We start from the raw sequence: 19,138 nt of genomic DNA, 5'->3' as shown, positions 1-19,138 counted from the left end.
AGGCAGCCGTCAGTAGCTCTGCGGCACCCGGGACGGGCGCCCCGTGCCGCGGGTCAGCACGTAGCCGCCGATGCCCGCGAGCGCGGCCAGTATGCCGCCGATGCCGGTCCACACCCAGCGGTCGGACCACCAGCCGGAGGACCAGCCGCCGTCCGGCTCGATGCTGGACAGCACGGCCGACTTCTTCGAACCCTGGTCGTCCTGCGCGTCGCTGCCGTCCTGCTCGGACGTGACCGCGATGCCCGGGGTCAGCGGCTGGGCGAGCGAGCCGTCGACCGCGGCGGCGCCGCCGATGTCCTTGGAGTCGGCCCGCACTTCGGCGTTCACCGGCAGGCCCAGGTCGGAGGCGGGCAGGCCGACCACCGTGAGCCGGATGTAGTACGTGCCCGGCAGCGGATCGTTGGCCCACGGCTCGGACCAGGCCCGCACCGTGCGCAGCACGCAGGCGAGTTCGACCGAACCGGTGCCCTGGGCGGCGGTGCGGGTCTGGGCGCCGTACTGGCAGGACTGGCGGCGCCGCAGACCGTCGTAGACGTCGAGCTGCCAGGTCTGCGAGGCGTGCGAGTCGGGCAGCTTCACCGTCGCCTTGACGGTGGGGCGCTGCCCGGCGTCCGCGGCGAACGACCAGTACATGTAGTCGCCCGTGGAGCCGCCGGCGGTCGCCTGCTGCCCCTGCTCGATCTCGGTCGCGGTACGGAACGAGGTGCCGGCCTGACTGGGCGCCCCGCTGTCGCCGGACGGGTCCGCCGAGGGGGAGGAGTCGGCGGCCGCGGGGCCCGCGGCCAGCCCGAGCGCCAGCAGTGCGGCGCCCAGCACACGGGTGATACGCATCAGTTCGTCCTCCAGATCGCGACGCGCCAACGCGACACCCAGCCCCACAGCAGGCCCGCGACGAAGCCGGTCAGCACCAGCGCGCCGAGCAGCCACCAGCCGCGGCCGAGGCCGAAGGAGGCCACGTCACTCGACTTGCCCGGACCGTCGACCAGGTCCACGGTCAGCTCCAGCGGCATGCCCGGTGTGGTCTTCACCCCGGAGGCCGCCGAGAAGGCGTTGGTGATCTGCAGGCACACGGTCTCGGCCGGGGCGTTCTCGTCGTCGCTCTCCGGCTTCGGGTAGCGCAGACCCGTGGAGATCACGTCCGTGCGGCCGTTGCCCGCCGCCTCACCGCGTACGATCTCCCGGCCGTGTTCCGTCACGGCCCGCACCAGCAGGCCGTAGTCCGGGTCGACGGCACGGTCCGCGGCGACACTCACCGAGGCCCGCAGCTCCTGGCCGGGGTTGACGTCCACCCGGTACCAGCGCTGCTGCCCGAACTCCTCACGGTCGGTGTAGAGGCCGGACTTGAGCGTGGGTGCCTTCGCGCACTCGGTGGCGCCCTCCGTGGCCACCGGCGTCACCACCGGGTCGGCCGCCCGGTCGACCAACTGGCCGACGCGGTCGCTGAGTTCCTCCTTGTGCTGTACGGAGGTGTAGGTGCCGCCGGTCGCCTCCGCGATGCAGATGAGCTGGTCGCGGGTCTTGGCGTCCGGCACCAGGCCGAGGGTGTCGATGGTCAGACCGATGCCCTTGGCCGCGATCTCGCGGGCCACCTCGCACGGGTCCAGCGGCTGGCAGGTGTCCTCACCGTCGGTGATCAGGACGATCCGGCGCATGCCGTTGCCGCCGTCGAGGTCCGTGGCCGCCTTCTGGAGCGCCGGTCCGATCGGGGTCCAGCCCGTCGGCACCAGCGTCGCCACCGCCGTCTTGGCCTCGGTGCGGTTCAGCGGTCCGACCGGGTAGAGCTGGGCGGTGTCCTTGCAGCCCGTCTGCCGGTCGTTGCCGGGGTAGTTGGCACCGAGGGTGCGGATACCGAGCTGGACCTCCTCGGGGGTCGCGTCGAGCACCTCGTTGAACGCCTGCTTGGCCGCGGCCATCCGCGAACCGCCGTCCATGTCCCGGGTCCGCATGGAACCGCTGACGTCCAGGACGAGTTCGACCTTCGGGGCGTCCGGCCCCTCCGTCTCGTCGGCTACCGCTCCGGCGGGAAAGGCCATCCCCACCGTCAGGGCGGCGAGCAGAGCACAGACTCCCGCCGCCAGCCGTTGTCTTGTGATCATCGGCGGATCCTATTGATCGGAGGTGCCGGGGCACAAAACGAGGGGGTTGGGCAGCCCGGTCCACTGGTCGCCGGGGGTGCCGGGAGACAGCCGCATCAGCGTCAACGCCTTGGCCGGAACCTGCTGTTCACGCAGTGCCAGAACGTCGGGGGAGCGCGGCAGATCCCGTACGGCCGGCTCCAGCGCGGCCCGCAGCGCGGCTGTGGATCCTGCCGTTCCCGCCAGCGCGCCGGCGACCAGCGAGCCGAACAGCTTGCGGCGCAGGGCGGTCGGGTCGTCGGTGAGGTTCCGGGCGGGCAACTCCGGTACGGCGATGCCGTGCTCGGCGAGCCGGGCGGGACTGATCCGGATGTCGGCGAGGTCGCGGTAGACCAGCCGCAGCGGGGACCCGGACCCGGACAGCACGACGAGCAGGTTCTGCCCGTGTGCCTCCAGCGCCACTCCCAACTCCAGCAGGCGCAGACCGACGTTCAGTGCCAGGCGGGCGAAGTCGGCTGTCCAGGCGGGCGATTCGGGCAGGCGGGTGGTGGGCAGCGCGGCAACCGGCACGACATGCTCGCCGGGTGCCGCGTACGTCCGCGGCGACTCGCGCCACAGGGCGGCCAGTTCGGGGGAGCCCGCCGTGGCCGCGCCCAGGGTGCGGGTGATGTGCAGCAGGCCGTCCGTGCGGGCCGCCAGGTCCACGGCGAACGCGGACAGGACGGCGGAGGCGGTCACCGAGCCGACCGAGATGTCCCGGACCGAGGACGTCAGCCGGGAGCTGAGCGAGGTCTTGACGTGCGGCCCGCCGGGCACGGCCAGGGTCCGCAGCGACATCAGCGGACGCGCCGCGAGGACCCGCTCCCCGCGCGGCTGCTTGAGCACATGGGCCGCCTGCCAGGGGTGCACGGGGATCAGCAGCCGCCCACCGTCCCGCAGGTCCGCGGGCCACGCCCCGCTCACCAGGCACTCCCGCTCCGGGACCGGCAGCAGGCCCAGCCCGACCGTCGGCCGGTGCTCGGGCCCGTACGCGAGCTGCTCGGCGACCGAGAAACCCGGCCGGGAACGGCAGTTGGGGTGGAAGGGGTGACCGTCGACCACCCGCTGCTCCCACTCCCAGTCCGCCACCGGCCACTCCCGCGGGGAAGCCCTGTCCCGGGACGGCTGATCGGCCCGCGACAGTGCCAACGAGGCGACACTGTGCCCCAGTTCGGCGGCGAGAGCGTCACCGTGCGGCACGGCGAGGTCCCGCATCAGCCGCGCCGGGTCCTCGTGGACGGTCCCGGCCAGGCGTACGGCCGTGACGTACGCGGAGGTGGCGTACGGGTCCGACGGCGGCCCCTCAAGGCTGCGGCCGTCGCGCAGCCGCAGGACGAGCGCGTCCCGTGTGCGCTCCCGGCCGGTGATCCACGGCAGCGGCTCATGGGCGAGCGCCCGCCACAGCCGGGTCAGCACGGCGGCCCGCGCGCCGCGCAGCTGCGCCGCGTACCGTGGTGCGAGGTCGGGCCGCACGGCGGCCAGCTCCTCGGCGACCTCGGTCTCGGTGGCTGGGGGACGGTGCACGGTCGGGCTCCTCCGATACGGGCGGGCGTCACATCGGCGCGCGCCGGGCAGACATACTGGTCACCTTCGCACCGTGTGGACTTATGGACCGAACGGACCGAGTAAAACGCATGGAGCTCAAGCCCCCCACCGACGGCATCGCGCCCCCCGCCGACGACGGCACGCCCCAGGCCGGCGGCATCGCGGAGCGCGCCGATGCCTACGCGGCCGCGCCCCTGCTGAACTGCCTGCTCCGCGAGGTCGCGCGGCCCTGTCCGGACACGGGCGGGCTCCGGACGTACCGGCTGCCGGGCGGGGACCGGCTGCTGCGGGTGCGCGACGGGCGGCGGCCCACCGCGCCCGAGGTGTACACGGCGGGCGGCTGGCAGCGGATCGACCACCCGGAGCTGGTCAAACTCGTGGCCGAGGAGCTGCGCCGGCACACGGGCCTGTCCAACGACGAGCTGCCTGCCGAGATGATCGACAGCCGGGAGGCGGTGGCGGCGCTGCTCGCCGCCCGCGACCGCGCGCCCGCACCCGAGGACCCGTACATCCGCTCCGAGCAGGCGCTCGTCACCGGCCATCCGTACCACCCGGCACCCAAGGCGCGCGGGGGCGGCCCGGTCGCCTCCTGGCTGCCGTACGCGCCCGAGGCGCACGCCCGCTTCCCGCTGGTGCTGCTCGGGGTGCGCGAGGACCTGGCCGCCGAGGAGGGCGACACCTCGGCGCTCGACGCGCTCGGCCAGGCCCCGCCCGGCTACCGGCTGCTGCCCGCCCACCCCTGGCAGCTCGAACTGGTCGGACGCGACCTCGCCGAGGCCTTCGCCGACGGACGGCTGCTGCGGCTGGGCACGACGGCCCACGCCGTGTGGCCCACGGCGGCGGTCCGCACCGTCCACGTCCCCGACGCGGACCTCTTCCTGAAGTTCAGCCTGGACGTGCGGATCACCAACGACGTACGGCGGCTGTGGCGGCACGACCTGCGCAAGCTGCGCCGCACCGACACGGCCGCCGCGACCGCGCTGAGCCGGCTGCCGGGCCCGGCGGCCTGGCTGTCCGACCGCGGCTACCGCACCGCCGCGTTCGCCTTCGAGGAACTCGCCGTCGTCGTCCGCGACGGACTCGGCGGCCATCTGCTGCCCGGCGCGACCCCGCTGCTCGCGGCCGCTCTGGCCGAGGGCTTCGACGGCAACCCGCTGGACGGCCCGGCGGACCCGGAGCTGTGGTGGGAGGCGTATCTGCGCCAGGTCGTACCGCCCGCCCTCGGGGCCTTCGGGCGGCACGGCGTCGTCCTGGAGGCCCATCTGCAGAACTCGCTGATCGCCGTGGACGCCGACGGCATGCCCGTGCAGGCGCTCTTCCGGGACGCGGAGGGCGTCAAGCTGCTGCCGGACGTCTCCCGGGCCGCCGGCTGGGAGCGGCTGGTGTACTGCCTCGTCGTCAACCACCTCGGTGAGATCGCCGCCGCCCTCGCCGAACGCCACCCGGGCCTCGACCCCTGGCCCGCAGCCCGCCGTGAACTCGTGCGCCACGGCCTGCCCGAGGCCGCCGCCCTGCTCACCTCGCCCACCGTGCCCGGCAAGACGAACCTGCTGCTGCGCTGGACGGGCGCCGACGGTGCCGCGGCCCGCTACCGGCCGGTGCCGAACCCGCTGCTCAGCGCCGGAATCCCGGGCTGATCACCGGCGGTCCGTACCCGCGGTCGTCGAGGCCGACGACCTGGGGACGACGGGCTTCGCGCCGATCCGCGGTCCGTCGCGAAGGCGTCGCCGAACAGCGTCCTCCCGCCCTTCTCTGAGTGGGTGTCACCCCACTCCCGCCCTTCCTCCCTGGACGGGATGTCACCTCGCCAACGGACGTCGGGCGAGCCCGGTGTGGCATAACAGTTTGCCAAGCGTTTAACCCCGGGCCTTTTTTCAGACGTATCTATGCGCGTAGCTTGAGCGCGTGCCAGACCCCGGCCGTCGACAGCCGATCCGGGTCGGTCGGCGCTTCCCAACGCGCCTGCACGCTTCCCCGGCTCTCAAGGAGATCCTTCCTGTGTCGAACTCCAGTGCTGAAACGCCCCGCCCCGCGAGACATCGCGCGACTCCTCTGCGCAAGCGGCTGATACCGCTGGCGATCACCGGCTCGGTCGTGCTGGCCGGAGTGGGCGTCCACTCCGCCTTTGCGACCCCGTCGGCCGACGCCGTCATCTCCGAGGTCTACGGAGGCGGCGGCAACGCCGGCGCCACCCTGACCAACGACTTCATCGAGCTGGCCAACGCCGGCTCCGGCTCGCTGGACCTCTCCGGCTACAGCGTCCAGTACCTGTCGGGCAGCCCCGGCCCGACCACCAAGTGGCAGGCCACCCCGCTCACCGGCACCCTGGCCGGCAACGGCCACTATCTGATCCAGGAGGCCGCGGGCACCGGCGGCACCGCCGCCCTGCCGGCCCCGGACGCCACCGGCAACATCAACATGTCGGGCACCACCGGCACCGTCGCGCTGGTCAAGGGCACCGACCTGCTCACCTGCGTCACCAAGGCCGACTGCGCCGCCGACCCCCGCGTCAAGGACCTGGTCGGCTTCGGCACCGCCGTCGTCCACGAGGGCTCCGGCCCGGCCACGGGCGCGAGCAACACCGCCTCGGTCGCCCGCAAGACCCTGGTCGACACCGACGACAACGCGGCCGACTTCGCCGCGGGTGACCCCACCCCGGAGAACTCCGGCGGCGAGGCAGGCGGCCCCGGCGGTGGCGGCCCCTCCCCGTCGCCGACCCCGACGGCCCCCGCCGACGCGATCTCGGCGAAGATCCACGACATCCAGGGCACCAACCGGCGGTCCCCGCTGTCCACCAAGAACGTCAAGGACGTCACCGGCATCGTCACCGGTGTCCGCAACACCAGCACGTCCTCGACGTCCAAGGGCTTCTGGATGCAGGACCCGAACCCGGACAACGACCCCCGCACCAGCGAGGGCATCTTCGTCTACACCAGCTCCAACCCCACGGTGAAGGTCGGCGACAGCGTCACCGTCTCCGGTGTGGTCACCGAGTACTACCCGGGCGGCTACGACACCGGCATCCAGTCGACGACCGAGATCATGAAGCCGACGGTCACCGTGCTGTCGAGCGGCAACCCGCTGCCGGCCCCGGTCGTCCTCGACCAGAACAGCATCCCCGCCGCGTGGTCCCCGAAGGCCGACAGCAACGGCAGCATCGAGTACTCCGACCTCGAGCCGACCAAGTACGCCCTGGACTTCTACGAGTCCCTGGAGGGCATGAACGTCCAGGTCTCCGACGCCCGCGTCGTCGGCGCCACGGACGCCTACCACGAGATGTGGGTCACGGCCGACCCCGACCACAACAAGACCAAGCGCGGCGGTGTCTACTACCCGTCGTACGACGACCCCAACGTGGCTCGTCTCCAGGTCCAGGCGATCAACACCAACGACCCGTTCCCGATGGCGAACGTGGGCGACGAGCTCACCGGCGTCACCGAGGGCCCGCTGGACTACAGCCAGTTCGCCGGCACCTACATCCTCGCGGCCCGCCAGGTCGGTACCTACAAGGACAACGGCCTCAAGCCCGAGGTCACGAGCGAGGCGAAGTCCAACGAGGTCACCGTCGGCACGTACAACGTGCAGAACCTCGCACCGAGCGACCCGCAGTCCAAGTTCGACAGGCTCGGCCACAACCTGGTCACCAACCTGCGCGCGCCCGCCATCGTCGGCGTCGAGGAGATCCAGGACAACAGCGGCGCCATCGACGACGGCACCGTGGACCCCGACAAGACGCTGGCCAAGCTCACCGACGCCATCGTCGCCGCGGGTGGCCCGCGCTACGAGTACCGCCAGATCAACCCGGTGAACGACAAGGACGGCGGCCAGCCGGGCGGCAACATCCGCACCGTCTTCCTGTTCGACCCGAAGCGGGTCACCTTCGTGGACCGGCCGGGCGGCGACTCCGTCACCGCTGTCGACGTCGTCGGCAAGGGCAGCGACACCCACCTGAGCGTCTCGCCCGGACGGATCGCCCCGACGGACGAGGCCTGGAACAGCAGCCGCAAGCCGCTGGTCGGCGAGTTCCTCACGAAGAACAACAAGAAGATCTTCGTGATCGCCAACCACTTCAACAGCAAGGGCGGCGACCAGAACGTCGCCGGCCGCATCCAGGAGCCCGTCCGCAGCTCCGAGATCCAGCGGGTGAAGCAGGCGACGCTGGAGAACGCTTTCGTCAAGAAGCTCGAGGCCGCCGACCCCAAGGCCCTCATCGTCTCCCTGGGCGACTACAACGACTACCAGTTCTCCGCCGCGATGAAGACCCTGACCGGTGACGGCAAGCAGCTCACCGACCTGGTGAACACCCTGCCGGCGAACGAGCGTTACTCCTACGTCTTCCAGGGCAACTCGCAGGTCCTCGACCACATGATGGTGAACCCGAGCATGCTGAACCACGTCACCTACGACGTGGTGCACATCAACTCCGAGTTCGCCGACCAGGTCAGCGACCACGACCCGCAGGTTCTGCGTGTGAAGCCGTAAGGCTGATGGAGGCCCGCCCGCTCCCGCGCTCAGTGCAGCGGGGGCGGGCGGGCCTCTGCGCGTATGTCCTGACGCACGGGAGCCCGCAGTCGTCGGGGCCGACTCCGCGGGCCGGGCGACTGCCCAGCGTGTGCAGTGCCGCCCTGGCGGGGTAACCGGAAGGCATGCGCCCCCGAGGGCAGGTGTTTGCTCACCGGCAGCGCTCGTGGCACCCCGGTGTTGCCCTGCTGGCGGTACCCCTCGGGCTGATCCTGGCGATCACGCTGGCCGATGTGTTCAGTCCCAGTGGCGTGCCGCTGGGACCGCTGCTGATCGTGGCGCCCGCGATCACGGCTTCGTTCGCCGGCCCCGTTCTCACCGGCATGATGGCCGTGATCGCGATGCTGGCCCTGCTCTGCATCGGTCTGACGCCCCCGAACCTCCTGGGAACGATGTACTTCGATTCCCAGGTCATCTCCCTGCTGGCGGTATCGGTGGTCGTGACCGTGTTCCGCTACGTGCAGGAGAGGCGCTCTCGTGAGCTGAGGCAGGTGCGGACCGTGTCGGAGGCGGCGCAGCGGGTGCTGCTCAGGCCGCTGCCGGCCAGGATCGGTCCGTTGCGGGTGGCGTCGGTGTACCTGGCCGCTCAGGAACAGTCCCTGATCGGCGGCGACCTGTACGCGGCGGTACGCACTTCGTGCGGCACCAGACTGATCATCGGCGATGTGATGGGCAAGGGCCTGACCGCGGTCGGCGACGCCGCCCTGCTGCTCGGCGCCTTCAGAGAGGCCGCACACCGCCAGGCCACCCTGCCCGAGCTCGTGGCCTACCTGGACCACAGCGTGTCCTGGCACATGGACGAACCCACCGAACCGCCCCGGGCCGGAGAGGGCTTCATCACCGCCGCCGTCCTCGACATCCCCGACGACCACCCCGTGGTGCAGATGGTCACCTGCGGGCACCCGCCACCCCTGCTGCTGCGCAACCGGCGCGTCACCACGCTGCGCGTCACCTGCCCAGCTCCGCCTCTGGGCCTGGGCGAGCTGACCCACCCCGGCTACCGTGTCGACACCTTCGCCCTGGAAGCGGAGGATGTGCTGCTGCTGCACACCGACGGCGTGACCGAGGCCCGCGACGCCCGGGGCGCCTTCTACCCCCTGGCCGAGCGAGCCGCGTTCTGGGCACACTGCAAACCGGCAGCACTGGTCCGTCAGTTGCGCGCCGACCTGCTCGCCCACGTCGGCGGACACCTGTCCGACGACGCCGCGGTGATCGCCCTGCAGCACACCCACAGCCCCGCGCCCGCTCTCCTCCGGCCCTCGCTGCGACACGAGGCCGACAACCACGTCGCGGAGACGCCGGCCGCACCGCGGGTCGGGGGCGACAGCCACGCCGAGTAGCGTGCCGGAGCCGATGTGGTCATTCGTGTGGCGGAATGCGGCGCGCGTCGGCTTGTGTGAACAGGCCGCGCCCGATTGTCTGCGTCACGTCAGCCAGCAAGTCCGCTGTCAGCGAGGATGTCCGCTGGCGGGCGGCTACTTCGGGAGTTATCGTGCGCGCACGAAGCCTATCTGTCGCGGCCGCAGCCGCTGTTCTCGTCCTGGTCCAGCCGGGCCTCGCCGTCGCGGCGGACGACCCCAGCACCACGGTCACGTACACCGTCACGTCCGGCGCACTGACGCTGTCGGTACCGGCCAGCGCCGACCTCGGCTCGGGAGCGCCCGGCACCCAGATCAGCGGGGCGATCGGACCCGTGACCGTCACCGACAATCGCGCCCTCCTTTCGGCCTCCTGGACGGTGACCGCGGCGGAGACGGACTTCACGAGCGGTGCGTCGACGATCCCCGCCACCAGCGCTACCTACGCGGCTGGGTCGGTAACGACAACCGGTGTCATTACCGTCACTACAACGAACGTGACGCTGAGCAACTCCGCGCAGGTGGTAGTCACCGGGACCGCCGGTGTCGGAGACAACACCGCGACCTGGGACCCGACAGTCGCCGTCAACGTGCCCGCCGGCGCCGTCGGCGGGCTCTACACCGGAACGCTGACCCAGTCCGTTGCCTGACGGAATGAAGGGTGCGCGCCGGTACTGGGTTCTCCTGCTGGTGCTGGCCTTCGTACAGGCGGCCGGGGCGATGCCGGCGGCGGGGCACGGGGCACCCGGGGTGTCCGCCCCCCAGGACCCGGCCGCGGCCAGGACCATCGGTATCAAGCTGCTCGACGCTCCGGAAAGCCGCCGTGCCGATCCCAGGGCGCAGGCCTACATCGTCGACCACGTCGCGCCCGGCTCGACCATCGAGCGGCGGGTGGAGGTCACCAACGAGTCCTCCACCCCGATGCACGTCAACGTCTACGCAGCGGCGGCCACCATCGCGAAGGGCAAGTTCACCTTCGCGCCGGAGCGCACCCCCAACGAGCTGACCGGCTGGACGTCACTCGATACGGCGGACCTTGAGCTGGCCGCCTCCGAAACGGCGCGGGTACGCGCCACCATCCGGGTGCCCAGGGACGCCGCCGCCGGGGAGCGGTACGGCGTCATCTGGGCGCAGACGGGCACCCCCACGGACCGCTCGCACAATATGACGATCCTGGGCCGGGTGGGCGTCCGCATGTACATCGACGTCGGTCCCGGTGGTGAGCCGCCCTCGGACTTCAAGATCGACCGGCTCTATCCGACCCGAGCCCGCGACGGGCGGGGGGAGGTGCGCGCCCGGATCCGCAACACGGGGGGCCGTGCCCTGGACATCAGCGGGGCACTCTCCCTCTTCGGCGGTCCGGCCGGACTGCGCGCTGGACCGTTCTCGGCCAGGACAGGCACCACACTGGCCCCGGGCGACCTTGCGGAGGCGGTCGTCCCGCTGGACGCACGGCTGCCGGACGGCCCGTGGACCGCGGCGCTCACGCTCAAGAGCGGTCTGGTCGAGCGCACCACGCGCGCCACCGTCACCTTCCCGACGACTCCCGGTGGCGCCGGAGCGGTCGCCGCGTCGGTCGCGCAGCAAGGGAACTTGCCCACCCCTGTGGCCGCCGGGCTTTCAGTCCTCGTCCTCACCGGTCTGTGCGTATTGCTCTCCAAGCTCCTCCGGCGTCGCCGGTGACCACTCCGACGGACTCGCCGCGATCACCTTTGCGTCGTATTCGCGAGCCCACTCACGGAAGCCTGAAGTGATCTTTTTGTCACGCTGAGTATCCATGGTTTGTTGTCGACGGTTTGGAAGCGGAGATGCCGGTGTTCAAGCATGGGAGTGGGCGGTGGCTGAGGGTGCCGGCCCGCAGGACGGGGACGATCATGATGGCCAGGCCGGCCGTCCTGGCGATCGTGCTGGCCACAGTCTGGACCGCCCCGGTTCAGCGCGCCTACGTCGCCCAGGTCGGCAAGGGGACGGTGCCGGTGATCGACACCTTCACCACCACCGGCCGCACCGAACCCAGTGACACCGCCACCACTGACCCCGGCGGCGCCGACAGCACCGGCAGTACTGGCCTCACCTTTACGGTCATCCCGGTCGGCCGACCCTCCCTGACCATCGCCAAGAGTCACGCGGGCGCCTTCACTCGGGGCGAGGACGGCGTTTACACCATCACTGTGGGTAACGCCCCCGCGGCCGGCCCGACCAATGGCACCAAGGTGACCGTCCACGACATCCTCCCCACAGGTCTTCGGGCCGACAGGATCAACGGCAGGGGATGGCACTGCGTTCTGGCCACCCTCACCTGCACCCGCAGCGACGTCCTGCCTGCCGGGCACAGCTACCCGCCCGTCACCCTGAAGGTAGACGTCTCCTGCAACGCCCGTGCCCGGGTCACCAACACCGCTACCGTCACTGGAGGCGGCGACACCACCAAACACACCGCCACCGACCGCACCAAGATCAAGCACCCTGACCATCACAAGCACCACGGGCACCACGGGCACGACGGACGTCATGGCCACTGCGACCGCCACGACCACTGACAACAGTCATATCCAGGTGATGGTTGAACCGATGGTCCGACCGCCGGGCGGCGAAGCATCGGAGCTTCACATTCCGCGCTGCGACACCTTGGCGCCATGCATCTGAGCGGAGCCATACTCCTGCTCACGTTCTTGGTGCCGCCGTTGTGGATGCTGGACGCCGGCTACGCGACCCCGCCAGGCAGTCCCACCGCGGATTCTCCCTTCGTCCTCCTCCTCGCTGTGCCGCCGGTATACGCGAACTTCCATGTGATGGTGCAGATCCCGGCTCCTCCCCGACTGTCACGCTCGGTTACTATGCTCACTTGGGGAAGCAGGGAGACCAGCATGCCAGTCCGAAGTCCCCGACGGTGAGGCTGGCGGATCGGACGGCCTGGGAAGTGCTGACTGAAGTCACCGCCACCCGCTACCTCGCACCCCTGCGGTCCGGCGGCTCCGTGCCCGGAGTCGTCGAGGCCGACGATCTCGGCACGTACGTGGTGAAGTTCACCGGCTCCGCGCAGGGCCGCAAGGCGCTGGTCGCCGAGGTCGTCGTGGGTGAGCTGGCGCGCGCTCTCGGACTGCGGTTCCCCGAACTGGTCCTCGTGCACTTCGACCCCGCGCTCGCCGCGCACGAACCCCACCAGGAGGTGCGCGACCTGCTCGACGCGAGTCCGGGTGTCAACCTCGGCATGGACTACCTGCCGGGTGCCGCGGACTTCACGCCCGAGGTCGCCGAGCACTTCCCGGTGGACCCCGTGGAGGCGGGCCGGATCGTCTGGCTGGACGCGCTGACCGTGAACGTGGACCGCACCGTCCACAGCTCGAACCTGATGGTGTGGCCGACCTTCGGCACGGCGCCGCCGCGCCTGTGGCTCATCGACCACGGCGCGGCCCTGGTCTTCCATCACCGCTGGGGCGCCTCGGAACCCCAGAAGGCCCCGGACCCGGCGAAGGCCTACGACTTCCGCCACCACGCGCTCGGCCGGTACGCGCCGGACGTGCGGGCCGCCGACGCCGAACTGGCGCCCAGGGTGACCCGCGAGCTGCTGCGGTCCGTCCTCGCCGAGGTGCCGGACGCCTGGCTCGCCGACGAGCCCGGCGTCGCCGGCCCGGACGAGACCCGGCACGCCTACGTCGACTACCTCGCCGCCCGCGTCGAGGCGTCCCCGGCCTGGCTGCCCACCGACTTCCCCACCCGCGAGGAGCTGGCGGCGGAGGAGTCCCGGCGGGCGGCGCGGACCCGGGCGGGCCGGCCCGGCTGGCTCAAGACCGTCCCCGACCTGCACGGCAGACCGGCCGCGGCGCAGGACTGGTCCGTGCACCTGGGATGAGCCGGGGCACGACGCGCGGTGGCCCCGGAGAGTTCCGGGGCCACCTGGCACGGTGCGGGGTCAGCCCTTGAGCTGCTGGTACGCCGGGAGGGTCAGGAAGTCGGCGTAGTCCTCGTCGAGGGAGACCTGGAGCAGCAGATCGTGGGCCTGCTGCCAGTGACCGGCGGCGAAGGCCTCGTCGCCGATCTCCTTGCGGATGTTCTCCAGTTCCTCGTCGGCGACCTTGCGGGCCAGCTCCGGCGTGACCTTCTCACCGTTGTCGAACTCGACTCCCGCGTTGATCCACTGCCAGATCTGCGAGCGGGAGATCTCGGCGGTGGCCGCGTCCTCCATCAGGTTGAAGATCGCGACCGCGCCCAGACCGCGCAGCCAGGCCTCGATGTAGCGGATGCCGACCTGGACGGCGTTGACCAGGCCCGCGTACGTCGGCCTGGCGTCGAGGGAGTCGATCGCGATCAGGTCGCCGGCCTCGACGTGCACGTCCTCGCGCAGCCGGTCCTTCTGGTTCGGCTTGTCGCCGAGGACCTTGTCGAAGGACTCCCTGCAGATCGGCACCAGGTCGGGGTGGGCCACCCAGGAGCCGTCGAAGCCGTCCCCGGCCTCGCGGTCCTTGTCGGCGCGGACCTTCTCGAAGGCCACCTTGTTGACCTCGGCGTCCCGGCGGGACGGGATGAAGGCCGCCATGCCGCCGATCGCGTGCGCGCCGCGCTTGTGGCAGGTGCGCACGAGGAGTTCGGTGTAGGCGCGCATGAACGGGGCCGTCATCGTGACCGCGTTGCGGTCCGGCAGGACGAACCTGGCCCCGCCGTCACGGAAGTTCTTGACGATGGAGAACAGGTAGTCCCAGCGGCCCGCGTTAAGCCCGGCGGCGTGGTCGCGCAGTTCGTAGAGGATCTCCTCCATCTCGTACGCGGCCGTGATCGTCTCGATCAGGACGGTGGCGCGGACGGTGCCCTGCGGGATGCCGACGTAGTCCTGGGCGAAGACGAACACGTCGTTCCACAGCCGCGCCTCCAGGTGCGACTCCGTCTTCGGCAGGTAGAAGTACGGGCCCTTGCCGAGGTCGAGCAGACGCTGGGCGTTGTGGAAGAAGTACAGGCCGAAGTCGACGAGGCCGCCGGGCACCTGGGTGCCGTCCGCGTCGACGAGGTGGCGCTCGTTCAGGTGCCAGCCGCGCGGGCGCATGACGACCGTGGCGAGATCCTCGTTCGGGCGCAGCGCGTAGGACTTGCCGGAGCCGGGGTCCGTGAAGTCGATGTTCCGGGTGTAGGCGTCGATCAGGTTGAGCTGGCCGAGGACGACGTTCTCCCAGGTGGGGGCGGAGGCGTCCTCGAAGTCGGCGAGCCAGACCTTCGCGCCCGAGTTGAGCGCGTTGATGGTCATCTTGCGGTCGGTGGGACCGGTGATCTCCACCCGGCGGTCGTTCAGTGCCGCGGGGGCCGGGGCCACCTTCCAGGAGTCGTCCGCGCGGATCGCGGCCGTCTCCGGGAGGAAGTCGAGCGTGGAGGTGCGGGCGGTCTCGGCGCGGCGCTCCGCACGGCGGGCGAGGAGTTCGTCGCGGCGCGGCGTGAACCGCCGGTGCAACTCGGCCACGAAGGCGAGCGCCGCGTCGGAGAGGACCTCATCCTGCCGGGGCAGGGGCTCGGCGTCGACGATGGCCAGCGGGGACGGCGCTGGTGCGGACATGAGCTGTCACTTCCTTCGGGGGAGCTTCTTCAGCGAACCACGTTCAGTGCCACCTTGCCGTGACACCGGGTGCCCATGACCACGAAAGCGGCATACCGCACCCGGGGAGCGGCGGATGCTTCTGAAGTGTGGATAGTAGTTTCCTCATGGTGGAAGTTCAAGGTGTGTTGACGTCGAGAATCTTCGGGTCGAGGGAAGGTGGCTCTCGGTGCCACCCCGCTCACTCAAGGTGCCCCAGGTCGGCCTCGGTGTCGATGTCGTACGCCTGTGCCACGTCCCCGCACTCGACGAGGGTGATCGATCCGTCGTGCGCCCTCAGATAGGCGCGTGCCCCCCGGTCGCCGGTCGCACTCGCGGCCACGCCGCCCCAGTGGGCCGCCCCGAGCAGCACCGGGTGGCCTCGTACGCCGCCGTACGCGGCCGAGACCAGCGAGCCCTCGTCCCGGTACGCGGCCCGCACCCGGGCCACCGCCTCCGCGCTCACGCCGGGCTGGTCCACGAGCAGGACCACGGCGGCCCGGGCCCCCGTGCCCGCGAGGGAGTCGAGTCCGGCCCGCAGTGAGGAGCCCATGCCCTGCTCCCAGTGCGGGTTCTCCACGAGCACGCAGCCGGCCAGGTCCGTGCGCCGGCGGACCTCGGCCGACCGTGCGCCCACGACCACGTGCACGCGCTCGCATCCGGCCGCCCGCAGGGTTCCGGCCGCGTGCTCCACCAGCGGCCGGCCCCGGTGCGCGAGCAGCGCCTTGGGCCGCCCGCCGAGCCGCCGGCCGCCGCCGGCCGCCAGCACCAGTCCCGCGATCTCGTCCTCTGTGCGTGTCATGCGTCCTGCATACCGCGCGCCGTCCGTTGTCGAGCCGGTGTGCGGGGGCTGAATTTCGGTCCACGCGGTGGCGCGCCCCGGTCCGGGTGGCGTTTACTGATCTGCGTCCCCCGGCGCCCGACCCGCTCCACAGGGATGTCCGACGGGACCACGGAGGGGACGGCGCACGACGGCGTGCGAGGGGGAGGGGCTGTGTTGCGGAGCTTGGACCGGCGGCCGGTGACCGGCGGCAAAGAGGATCCCAGGGTGACGGAACTGCGGACCGCCGTGGCCCGGCTGCGCCGCGAACTCGCGGCGCATCCCGCGGAGTTCACCGATCGCGCCATCGCCGAGGACGAACTCGCCGCCCTCGCCGCGATGACCACCCACGGCACCCCCGAACTCCCGCGGCTGCGCCGCTCCCTGCTCCTGATCGCGGGATCCATCGGCTCGGTCAGCGCCCTGGCGACCGGCCTGTCCCAGGTCCGCACGGCGGTGGACCTGTTCGGGGAACAGCCGCGCAATTGACGGACCCGGCGCCGCAGTCGCCACCGCGGTATCCGACGGCATGGGCAACTGGGCTTGAGCCCATGCCGGTTGGGGCCACGGCGGGCCGGTGCGCCCACCGGGCCCGGGCGGCTCGGCAGGCGCGGGCGGCCGGGGCCGGCGGCCCGCCGCGCGGGGCACCCGGGCTCCGGCCGGCCCGGCGGGTCAGACCGCCGGGCCCGAGCTGGCCAGGGCCTTGGACAGGTCTCGTGCCACCTGCTGGAGGACCGGGACGATGCGTTCCGTCGCGATGTCCGTGACGCGGCCCGCCGGGCCGGAGATGGAGATCGCCGCGGCCGTGGGGCTGTCGGGGACGGTGACCGCGAGGCAGCGGACGCCGATCTCCTGCTCGTTGTCGTCGACCGCGTAGCCGAGCCGGCGGACCTCCGACAGGGCCGCCAGGAAGCCCTCGGGGGTCGTGATGGTCTTGTCCGTGGCGGCCGGCATCCCGGTGCGGGCCAGCAGCGCGCGCACCTCGTTGTCGGACGTGTGCGCGAGCAGCGCCTTGCCGACACCCGTGGAGTGCGGCAGCACCCGGCGGCCCACCTCGGTGAACATCCGCATGGAGTGCTTGGACGGCACCTGCGCCACGTAGACGATCTCGTCCCCGTCCAGCAGCGCCATGTTCGCGGTCTCGCCCGTCTCGTCCACCAGCCGGGCCAGGTACGGCCGCGCCCAGGTGCCGAGCAGCCGCGCGGCGGACTCGCCGAGGCGGATCAGGCGGGGCCCGAGCGAGTACCGGCGGTTCGGCTGCTGCCGTACGTAGCCGCAGGCGACCAGGGTCCGCATCAGCCGGTGGATGGTGGGCAGCGGCAGACCGCTCGCGGCGGAGAGCTCGCTCAGACCCACCTCGCCCCCGGCGTCCGCCATCCGCTCGAGCAGGTCGAAGGCGCGCTCGAGGGACTGGACCCCACCGGTGGCGGCGGGGCCGGCGGAGGCGGAGGACTTGCGCTCGTCTGACGGCGGCACGTCGCATTCCTTTCTGCGGGTGTGGCCGCATGCTACCGGCCTGGTCGGATGCCCACCCAGGCCTGTCATGGGCCGTTCCTGCCGATCAGCAAGGGTTTGTCCATATCCTTGTCTGGAATGCGGGCTGACCCTTGACGGTGCTCTCGGTGAAAACTACGTTCTGGCCACCGGAAGTTTACTTCCGTTCTGTGGAAAACACCGAACGTTCCCTCACCTTCCCCTCCCCGGGAGCCCCGTATGCCTCCTGCTGTGGATGACCGAGCGTCCGTGGACACCGGCAACACCGCCAGTTCTGGCCTGTACACGTACGATCTCGCCCCGACGAAGAAAGAGGGGCGCCGCTGGGGCGCCTACAACGTCTTCACGCTCTGGGCCAACGATGTGCACAGCCTCGGAAACTACGCCTTCGCGATCGGACTGTTCGCGCTCGGCCTGAACGTGTGGGGCATCCTGGCCGCCTTCGCACTCGCCTCTCTCCTGCTCTTCCTGCTCCTCACCCTGTCCGGGTTCATGGGGCACAAAACGGGCGTCCCGTTCCCCGTCATGAGCCGCATCGCGTTCGGCATCAAGGGCGCGAAGATACCCGCCGGCGTCCGCGGCGGCGTCGCCATCGCCTGGTTCGGCATCCAGACCTACCTGGCCGCCTCCGTCCTGAGCGCGCTGCTCGTGGCCATGTTCCCCGGCCTGGGCGGCCTCGAGAAGCATTCCGTGCTCGGCCAGTCCGTGCTCGGCTGGATCACCTTCATGGCCCTGTGGCTGCTCCAGGTGCTCATCGTGAGCTACGGCATGCAGATGATCCGGCGCTACATGGCCTTCGCCGCGCCCACCACCCTGATCACCATGGCCGCCCTGGCCGCGTGGATGTTCTTCCGGGCGGGCGGATCGATCTCCCTGTCCGACGGACACCCTCTCCAGGGCGGCACGATGTGGCTGCACGTCCTCCAGGCCGCCGCCCTGTGGGTGGTGATCTACGGCACCTTCGTGCTGAACTTCTGCGACTTCACCCGGTCGGCCAGGAGCCGCGCCTCGATCGTCCGCGGCAACGTCATCGGCATTCCGGTGAACATGCTCTTCTTCGCCGTCATCGTGGCGGTCCTCTGCGGGGCGCAGTTCAAGCTGGACGGGCAGATCATCACCAGCCCCACGGACATCGTCCGCACCATCCCGAACATGATCCTGCTGGCGGCGGCCTCGCTCGCCCTCATCGCCCTGACCGTCGCGGTGAACCTGCTCGCCAACTTCGTGGCGCCGATCTACGCGCTGGTCAACCTCTTCCCGCGCCGGCTGAACTTCCGCCGCGCCGGCCTGGTGAGCGCGATCGTCGGCCTGGTGATCACGCCGTGGAACCTCTACAACAGCCCGATCGCGGTGGAGTACTTCCTCGGCGGGCTCGGCGCCCTGCTCGGACCGCTGTTCGGCGTGATCATGGCCGACTACTGGCTGCTGCGCAGGGCCCGGGTCAACGTCCCCGACCTCTACACCGAGGACGCGCAGGGGGAGTACCACTACCGCCGCGGCTACAACCCGCGGGCCGTCTGGGCCTTCGTGCCCTCCGCGGCCATCGCCGTCGTCCTCGCCCTGGTGCCCGCCTTCCACGCCGTGGCCGGCTTCTCCTGGTTCGTCGGCGCCATCCTCGCGGCCGTCCTCTACTCGGCCATCGCCGACCGCGGCGTCCTGATCCGGGACGTGGACGGCGAGGCCATCGCGGTCGCCGCCGAATGAGCCGCGTACACGCCGCGCACGGCCC

Annotated in this window: 15 protein-coding genes; 9 read left to right on the top strand and 6 right to left on the bottom strand. The window is 71.3% G+C overall.

Annotated features, from left to right (window positions below; all coding sequences use genetic code 11):
• Positions 1–9 precede the first annotated feature (9 nt).
• From ACF09J_RS17205 to ACF09J_RS17195, 3 genes are read right to left on the bottom strand one after another with little or no spacing between them, the layout of a single operon-like run.
• Positions 10–831: a hypothetical protein gene (locus tag ACF09J_RS17205; protein ID WP_392306245.1), complete on the bottom strand. Its 822-nt coding sequence runs from the start codon at positions 829–831 to the stop codon at positions 10–12.
• A complete protein-coding gene (locus ACF09J_RS17200; protein ID WP_392306244.1) occupies positions 831–2,096 on the bottom strand; it encodes a VWA domain-containing protein in 1,266 nt (421 codons plus the stop codon). The genes ACF09J_RS17205 and ACF09J_RS17200 overlap by 1 nt, the downstream gene beginning before the upstream one ends.
• A 9-nt stretch (positions 2,097–2,105) precedes the next feature.
• On the bottom strand, positions 2,106–3,638 hold the full coding sequence (locus tag ACF09J_RS17195) for an IucA/IucC family protein (RefSeq protein ID WP_392306243.1): 1,533 nt from the start codon (positions 3,636–3,638) through the stop codon (positions 2,106–2,108).
• A gap of 110 nt (positions 3,639–3,748) precedes the next feature.
• Between ACF09J_RS17195 and ACF09J_RS17190 the strand changes: the two genes are divergently transcribed.
• From ACF09J_RS17190 to ACF09J_RS17160, 7 genes are all read left to right on the top strand, one after another.
• Positions 3,749–5,296, top strand: a complete 1,548-nt coding sequence (locus ACF09J_RS17190; protein ID WP_392306242.1) for an IucA/IucC family protein — start codon at positions 3,749–3,751, stop codon at positions 5,294–5,296.
• 361 nt (positions 5,297–5,657) lie between these two features.
• Positions 5,658–8,141 carry a lamin tail domain-containing protein gene (locus tag ACF09J_RS17185; RefSeq protein WP_392306241.1) on the top strand — a complete coding sequence of 828 codons (2,484 nt, stop codon included), beginning with the start codon at positions 5,658–5,660 and terminating at the stop codon, positions 8,139–8,141.
• Positions 8,142–8,305: 164 nt separating this feature from the next.
• A complete protein-coding gene (locus ACF09J_RS17180) occupies positions 8,306–9,520 on the top strand; it encodes a PP2C family protein-serine/threonine phosphatase (RefSeq protein ID WP_392306240.1) in 1,215 nt (404 codons plus the stop codon).
• 152 nt (positions 9,521–9,672) lie between these two features.
• The gene (locus ACF09J_RS17175) at positions 9,673–10,188 is read left to right on the top strand and encodes a hypothetical protein (RefSeq protein WP_392306239.1); all 516 of its coding nucleotides are present in this window, start codon (positions 9,673–9,675) and stop codon (positions 10,186–10,188) included.
• A gap of 4 nt (positions 10,189–10,192) precedes the next feature.
• A complete protein-coding gene (locus ACF09J_RS17170) occupies positions 10,193–11,221 on the top strand; it encodes a peptidase (RefSeq protein WP_392306238.1) in 1,029 nt (342 codons plus the stop codon).
• Between the two features lie 191 nt (positions 11,222–11,412).
• Positions 11,413–12,078, top strand: coding sequence for a hypothetical protein (locus ACF09J_RS17165; protein WP_392306237.1), 666 nt, complete (start codon positions 11,413–11,415; stop codon positions 12,076–12,078).
• A gap of 380 nt (positions 12,079–12,458) precedes the next feature.
• Positions 12,459–13,391 carry a HipA family kinase gene (locus ACF09J_RS17160; protein WP_392306236.1) on the top strand — a complete coding sequence of 311 codons (933 nt, stop codon included), beginning with the start codon at positions 12,459–12,461 and terminating at the stop codon, positions 13,389–13,391.
• Between the two features lie 60 nt (positions 13,392–13,451).
• Here ACF09J_RS17160 and aceB read toward each other — a convergent pair whose 3' ends face one another.
• Both aceB and ACF09J_RS17150 read right to left on the bottom strand, forming a co-directional pair.
• Positions 13,452–15,077, bottom strand: coding sequence for a malate synthase A (aceB, locus tag ACF09J_RS17155; protein ID WP_392306235.1), 1,626 nt, complete (start codon positions 15,075–15,077; stop codon positions 13,452–13,454).
• A gap of 220 nt (positions 15,078–15,297) precedes the next feature.
• Positions 15,298–15,897, bottom strand: a complete 600-nt coding sequence (locus ACF09J_RS17150) for an NTP transferase domain-containing protein (protein ID WP_392306234.1) — start codon at positions 15,895–15,897, stop codon at positions 15,298–15,300.
• A gap of 192 nt (positions 15,898–16,089) precedes the next feature.
• Between ACF09J_RS17150 and ACF09J_RS17145 the strand changes: the two genes are divergently transcribed.
• Positions 16,090–16,404, top strand: a complete 315-nt coding sequence (locus ACF09J_RS17145; RefSeq protein ID WP_392306233.1) for a DUF5955 family protein — start codon at positions 16,090–16,092, stop codon at positions 16,402–16,404.
• A gap of 183 nt (positions 16,405–16,587) precedes the next feature.
• Here the strand turns inward: ACF09J_RS17145 and ACF09J_RS17140 are convergent, their stop codons facing one another.
• A complete protein-coding gene (locus tag ACF09J_RS17140; protein WP_392306232.1) occupies positions 16,588–17,391 on the bottom strand; it encodes an IclR family transcriptional regulator in 804 nt (267 codons plus the stop codon).
• Positions 17,392–17,628: 237 nt separating this feature from the next.
• Between ACF09J_RS17140 and ACF09J_RS17135 the strand changes: the two genes are divergently transcribed.
• On the top strand, positions 17,629–19,113 hold the full coding sequence (locus tag ACF09J_RS17135) for an NCS1 family nucleobase:cation symporter-1 (RefSeq protein WP_392306231.1): 1,485 nt from the start codon (positions 17,629–17,631) through the stop codon (positions 19,111–19,113).
• Positions 19,114–19,138: the final 25 nt, after the last annotated feature.

The organism is Streptomyces sp. NPDC014889, assembly GCF_043081205.1.
Classification (GTDB): Bacteria; Actinomycetota; Actinomycetes; order Streptomycetales; family Streptomycetaceae; genus Streptomyces.
Note: the sequence above shows the minus strand (reverse complement) of the source record. Positions and strands in the feature narration are given on the sequence as shown.

Coding starts and splice junctions, on each gene's coding strand:
- aceB (WP_392306235.1), bottom strand. CDS start 15,077: ATGTCCGCACCAGCGCCGTCCCCGCTGGCCATCGTCGACGCCGAGCCC.
- ACF09J_RS17150 (WP_392306234.1), bottom strand. CDS start 15,897: ATGACACGCACAGAGGACGAGATCGCGGGACTGGTGCTGGCGGCCGGC.
- ACF09J_RS17200 (WP_392306244.1), bottom strand. CDS start 2,096: ATGATCACAAGACAACGGCTGGCGGCGGGAGTCTGTGCTCTGCTCGCC.
- ACF09J_RS17170 (WP_392306238.1), top strand. CDS start 10,193: ATGAAGGGTGCGCGCCGGTACTGGGTTCTCCTGCTGGTGCTGGCCTTC.
- ACF09J_RS17190 (WP_392306242.1), top strand. CDS start 3,749: ATGGAGCTCAAGCCCCCCACCGACGGCATCGCGCCCCCCGCCGACGAC.
- ACF09J_RS17135 (WP_392306231.1), top strand. CDS start 17,629: ATGCCTCCTGCTGTGGATGACCGAGCGTCCGTGGACACCGGCAACACC.
- ACF09J_RS17180 (WP_392306240.1), top strand. CDS start 8,306: ATGCGCCCCCGAGGGCAGGTGTTTGCTCACCGGCAGCGCTCGTGGCAC.
- ACF09J_RS17165 (WP_392306237.1), top strand. CDS start 11,413: ATGATGGCCAGGCCGGCCGTCCTGGCGATCGTGCTGGCCACAGTCTGG.
- ACF09J_RS17205 (WP_392306245.1), bottom strand. CDS start 831: ATGCGTATCACCCGTGTGCTGGGCGCCGCACTGCTGGCGCTCGGGCTG.